Here is a 5255-nt window from a genome sequence, read left to right on the forward strand (position 1 = left end):
GACACCTACCTGCAGACGAAAATCGTTTGGGCGCAGATGTAACCGTTACGGACCGCAGTAGGGTGAAGACATGCTGCGTGGCGTGATAGGCGCGATTCAGCGATGGCAGTATCGTGGTGGTCGTCCCAGATGGTCAGCGCGCATCACAAACCGATTGGGCGCCTGGACTTTTGCGGCAGGCGTCGGGCCAGATCAAGCCGCCACACTTGAAGTACGTGGCCACAAGTCGGGACGGACGATTACCTTCCCGGTGGTCGTGGCCGACTATCGGGGTGGGCGCTACCTGGTGGCCATGCTCGGCCAGAAGACGAATTGGGTGCGTAACCTGCGTGTGGATAGCCATGCGGTGTTGCGGCACGGCGGTCGCGAAGACGTGTCCTTAGTAGAGGACCTATCCGATAACCGCGCCGCAATCTTGCGTCGGTACCTTGAGTTGGCGCCGGGAGCACGTCCGTTCTTCCCCATCGACCGCCACGCACCGCTGAACGACTTCGAGCGGATCGTCGATCAATACCCCGTGTTTCGGGTCACCTGAGACTTCGACCGTCGCACGCCGGCGAGCGCGGGTTCTCCCACCCGAAAGCCAGGTCCGGGCTCGGGCGTGACGTTGCGTGCGGTGATTTCCTTCCGGCAATGGGCGCACACCAGAACCGGGTCGGCAATGTGATCGCATGGCTGGTGGCGCAACACGATTGGCGGACCGTTGGGCTGCGGGAGGTGCTGGTCACCCCACTGCATGAGTACCACGATCGCAGCGAACAGGTCGCGGCCGGAGGCGGTGAGCCGGTACTCGTGACGGTCGGGATTTTGCGCGTAGAGCACCTTTTCCAGCAGCCCGTTTTCGACGAGGGTGCGCAGGCGTGCCGACAGCGTGGGCCGAGGAATGTGCAAGTTGCGAGCCAATTGGCTAAAGCGACGCACCCCAAAGAACGCCTCGCGCAGGATCAGCAGTGTCCATCGCTCGCCGACGACCTCTAGAGCCCGGGCAACGGACTCGCCGTCGAAGCGGTGGGACAGATCGGGGTAGTCCATGGTCCTAACAATGTACCGGTTCAGAAATTGAACCGGTAGTGGTAACGTGACTGAACCACGCACAAATGTCTGAAGAGCGGAGGCCGCCGAATGCAGGACACCGAAGTCGCCACCGTGCCCGTCGTGGTCCGGGCCCGTGAGATCGCCGATCTAGCACGTGGCGTGGCAGACGAAATCGACTCTGGCCGCAGACTTCCCGCCGAACTGGTTGGCGCGCTGCGAGACTCGGGTCTGCTGCGAGCGGGTGCGCCGGTGGAGGTCGACGCGCTGGAGCTGCCCGCGGGCACAGCGTTGCGCTGCGCCGAGGAGGTGGCGCGAGGTGACGCGTCGGCCGGCTGGTGCGTCTCGATCGCGATCACCGCCAGCCTGCTGGTCGCCTATCTGCCGCCCGTCAGCCGCGACGAACTGTTCGGTGACGGGCGTGGCGTGGCCGCGGGCGTGTGGGCGCCTCAAGGCAAGGCCCGCCGCGTGTCCGGCGGTGTGGTGGTGTCGGGGCGGTGGGCATTTTGCAGCGGCATCACCCACGCTGACGTGCTGTTCGCCGGCTGCGTGCTCGAAGATCACCCGGCCGTCGTCGCGCTGCCCACCGAGCAGCTACAGATCCTGGACACCTGGCACACCCTCGGTCTACGCGGCACCGGCAGTCACGACGCGGTGGCCGACGAGGTGTTTGTCCCGAATGAGCGGGTGGTCTCGATATTCGACGGGCCGGTGATCAACCGGCCGCTGTACCGATTCCCGCCGTTTGGATTCTTCGCGGCCTGCATCACTGCGGCCGCGATGGGCAACGCGCGCGCGGCGATCGACAATTTCGTCGACCTCGCTGGCACCAAAAAGGGTGTCGGAGCTAGTCGTACGCTTGCCGAGCGGTCCACCATCCAAGCGGCGGTCGCCGCGGCGGAGTCGGCATTGGAAGCTGCGCGGGCGGGTTACTACCAGGCCATTGACGCGGCGTGGCAGGCGAGTGAGGGCGAGCCACCGGTCCCGTTGGAGGCGCGCACCCGGTTACGGCTGGCCGCCACGCACGGGGTGCGCGTCTCGGCCGACGTCGTGCGCACGATGTATGACCTCGCCGGGGGCAGCGCCATTTACGACGGTGCACCGCTGCAGCGGCGATTCCGCGACGCCTTCACCGCCACCGCGCACTTCCAGGTGAACGAGGCATCGCGCGAGCTGCCGGGCCGAATTCTGTTGGGCCAGGCCGCCGAGGCGGCAATGCTGTGAGGGCACCGATCGAAGCGGTGCTGCCGTTCTGGCTGGACGCGCCCGATGAGGAGGCGCTGGAAATTGCCGACGCGGCCAGCGCGGCGCAGCTTGGCGGGCTTTGGATTGGCGAGATGGCGACATTCGACGCCTTCGCGTTGGCCACCGCCGTCGGTCTGCGCGCACCGGGGTTGGGGTTGAGAGTCGGGCCGCTGCCGATCAGCGTGCGGACCCCGGTGTCAATCGCGTTGGGGGCGAGTTCGGTCGCCTTGCTCACCGGCTGTCAGATCGACGTCGCGTTGGGTGCTTCCAGCCCATTCATCGTGGCGGGCTGGCACGACCGCGAGTGGTTGCACAGCGCCGCCCGCATGCGGGAAGCCATCCAATGCCTGCGCCCGATTCTGCGCGGCGAGCGCGCCGACTACGACGGGCGCTACATCCGTAGCCAGGGATTTCGGCTGCGTCACCCGCTGCCGCACACCAGCATCGGAGTTGGCGCGTTCGGTCCGGTGATCACGCAGCTGACGGCCCGGCTCGCCGATGAGGTGGTGCTCAACCTGGCGTCGCCGCAGCGGGTGTCGCAGGTGCGCGAACAGGTAGCGCGCCACGCCGCCGCGGCAGGTCGCACGCCGCCGCATCTGACGGTGTGGGTACCGGTCGCCGTGCGACCCGGTGCGGCCGCGTTGCGGCAGTTAGCCAATCAGCTGGCGATCTACCTTGCCCCACCCGGCTACGGCGAGATGTTCTGCGAGCTCGGGTTCGCCGACTTCGTCGAGCGTGCCCGCCGCGGCGCGCGCCGGTCGGAGTTGGCGGCGGCGATTCCCCTCGATCTGGCGGAGCAGCTGGCCGCGGTCGGCACTCCAGAACAGGTTGCTACGCGGCTGCGGGCCTATCTGCAAGCCGGCGCAGACACCGTCGCGGTGATACCGGTAACCGCCGAGGACCCCGCCGGTCGGACTGCACTTCAATGTGCTGCGGACAGTTGCCGATTCACCGCAGCAGATCGGGAGACGGCCTCATGAACACCGTGAATACGCAATGCCGGCTAGCCGCGCGTCCAATGGAGTTGCCGAAGGCTACTGATTGGACGATCGTCGAGGAGCCCAAACCCGTTGCGGCTGAGGGCGAGTTCGTGGTCAGGGTCGACTACCTGTCCATCGACCCCGCGATGCGCACCTGGATGAACGCGGGGCGAAGCTACGTGCCGCCGGTGGAGATCGGCGAGGTGATGCGGGCACTTGGCGTCGGACACGTCATTGAATCACGCCACCCCGGATTCGCGGTCGGAGACCAGCTGTCCGGGATATTCGGCGTGCAACGTTATGCACTGTCCAACGGCGCTGAGGTCAACAGAATCGACACCAGCTTGGCACCGGCAACCGTGCATTTGGGGGCCCTCGGCATCAGCGGCCTGACCGCGTATTTCGGATTGCTCGACGTGGGCAGGCCCGAGCCCGGCCAAACCGTGCTGGTGTCCGGGGCGGCCGGATCGGTGGGCAGCATCGTGGGACAGATTGCGCGGATCAACGGCTGCCGAGCCGTCGGTATTGCCGGTGGTGAGCAGAAATGCCGCTGGCTGGTCGAGGAGGTCGGTTTTGACGCAGCCATCGACTACAAGAGCGCCGACCTGCGCGCAGAACTCAAGACCCAAGCACCTGACGGCGTAGACGTCTTTTTCGACAACGTTGGCGGTGCAACGCTGGAGGCTGCGTTGAACCGGCTCGCAGGCGGCGCCCGGATCGTGCTCTGCGGTGCGGTGTCGCAGTACAACGACAACCCGCGGGGACCGGCCAACTACATGCAGTTGCTGGTCGCGCGCGCATCCATGACCGGCTTCGTCATCTTCGACTACGCCAATCGCTACCCGGAAGGCATTGCGCAGCTGACGAAGTGGCTCGACACCGGCGAACTGCGATCACATGAGCAGATCGAGCAGGGCGACGTCGGTGACTTCCCTGAAACGCTGCTCAAGCTCTTCCGCGGAGAAAACACCGGCAAGCTGATCCTCGCGTTGGAATAGCCTCGCGGGCCCCGCGCGTTGAGCCGCGTATGAAAGCCTTCACCGAGACCGAGCGTCAGGAGTTCCTCGCCGCCAAGCACGTCGCCGTGCTCTCTGTGGCCGCCGACGGCCGTCCGCCGGCCAGTGTCCCGATTTGGTATGACTACACCCCGGGCGGGAACATCCGGGTCAACACCGGTGCGTCGGCGCGCAAGTCCACGCTGATCGAGCGGGCCGGCGCGGTGACGCTGGTCGTCCAGCAGGAGGAGCTGCCCTACCAATATGTGGTCGTCGAGGGCACGGTCGTCGACACGACCAAACCGACACCGTTGGATGTGCGGGAAGCCATCGCTATCCGATACCTCGGTGAAGAAGGTGGACGCGCGTTCGTCCGTGCCATCGCGGATCGGCCTGGTGTGTTGTTCACCATCCGCCCGGACCGCTGGATCACGGCTGATTTCTCGGATGAGCTGTAATTTTCCGCTGCGTCTGGTTTTCCCAAGCTGACGGTTGTCCGTCGTGTCGCGGTCGTTCGCGGCTTCACTTGTCATAAGATGACCATCTCCGACTCTAGGCCGCAGAGCTCGAAAACCCTTAGGAAGCAACTCAAATGGAGCTTGCTTGAGCCGTATGTCGCGATGAGTGGCACGTACGGTCCTGAGGGGGGATCGGCGGGGCAACCCGCCGGTCCTACCCGGCTGAGCATCGGGTGTTGCGCACCGAAACGGTCATCTGCGACACCCGTGACCTCGGCCTCGGCTGGCGGGTGACCGCCGAGAACTGGAAGGCCCTTCGGGCGGTTGGCGAAAAAGCCAACCAAAACGGCCTCGGCGGATGTTCGGAGCAAAAAGCTCTGCGCCTCTGAGGCTAGCCGCCCGGCCACGATAACCACGCCGGCGCGCCCATCATCCATACCACTAGGCGTCCGCAGCCGATGTCGAGATCCTTCGCTCAATCACGCAACATGCGGAAGATCCTTTGTTCGGCTTCCCGCTTGTGGTGTCGGCCGGCTGGGTGCCGG

At 65.7% G+C, this 5255-nt stretch carries 7 protein-coding genes; 6 read left to right on the forward strand and 1 reads right to left on the reverse strand.

Annotated features, from left to right (window positions below; all coding sequences use genetic code 11):
* Positions 1-70 precede the first annotated feature (70 nt).
* Positions 71-535 carry a nitroreductase/quinone reductase family protein gene (locus VEI45_RS19820; RefSeq protein ID WP_324856230.1) on the forward strand — a complete coding sequence of 155 codons (465 nt, stop codon included), beginning with the start codon at positions 71-73 and terminating at the stop codon, positions 533-535.
* Here VEI45_RS19820 and VEI45_RS19825 read toward each other — a convergent pair.
* Positions 508-1032, reverse strand: a complete 525-nt coding sequence (locus tag VEI45_RS19825) for a helix-turn-helix domain-containing protein (RefSeq protein WP_324856231.1) — start codon at positions 1030-1032, stop codon at positions 508-510. The two genes, VEI45_RS19820 and VEI45_RS19825, sit on opposite strands and share 28 nt — an antisense overlap.
* A gap of 90 nt (positions 1033-1122) precedes the next feature.
* Here VEI45_RS19825 and VEI45_RS19830 point away from each other — a divergent pair, with 90 nt between their 5' ends.
* From VEI45_RS19830 to VEI45_RS19850, 5 genes are all read left to right on the forward strand, one after another.
* Positions 1123-2256 carry an acyl-CoA dehydrogenase family protein gene (locus tag VEI45_RS19830; protein WP_324856232.1) on the forward strand — a complete coding sequence of 378 codons (1134 nt, stop codon included), beginning with the start codon at positions 1123-1125 and terminating at the stop codon, positions 2254-2256.
* On the forward strand, positions 2253-3257 hold the full coding sequence (locus VEI45_RS19835; RefSeq protein WP_324856233.1) for an LLM class F420-dependent oxidoreductase: 1005 nt from the start codon (positions 2253-2255) through the stop codon (positions 3255-3257). Before VEI45_RS19830 ends, VEI45_RS19835 begins: the two co-directional genes overlap by 4 nt.
* Positions 3254-4255 (forward strand): NADP-dependent oxidoreductase, encoded by a 1002-nt coding sequence (locus VEI45_RS19840; RefSeq protein ID WP_324856234.1) that lies wholly within the window; start codon positions 3254-3256, stop codon positions 4253-4255. Before VEI45_RS19835 ends, VEI45_RS19840 begins: the two co-directional genes overlap by 4 nt.
* Positions 4256-4284: 29 nt before the next feature.
* Complete coding sequence (locus VEI45_RS19845) at positions 4285-4710, forward strand: pyridoxamine 5'-phosphate oxidase family protein (protein WP_324856235.1); 426 nt, start codon at positions 4285-4287, stop codon at positions 4708-4710.
* A 236-nt stretch (positions 4711-4946) separates the two neighbouring features.
* Entirely contained in the window at positions 4947-5099 is a 153-nt protein-coding gene (locus VEI45_RS19850) for a hypothetical protein (RefSeq protein ID WP_324856236.1), read from the forward strand.
* Positions 5100-5255: the final 156 nt, after the last annotated feature.

Source organism: Mycobacterium sp. (genome assembly GCF_035623875.1).
GTDB lineage: Bacteria > Actinomycetota > Actinomycetes > Mycobacteriales > Mycobacteriaceae > Mycobacterium.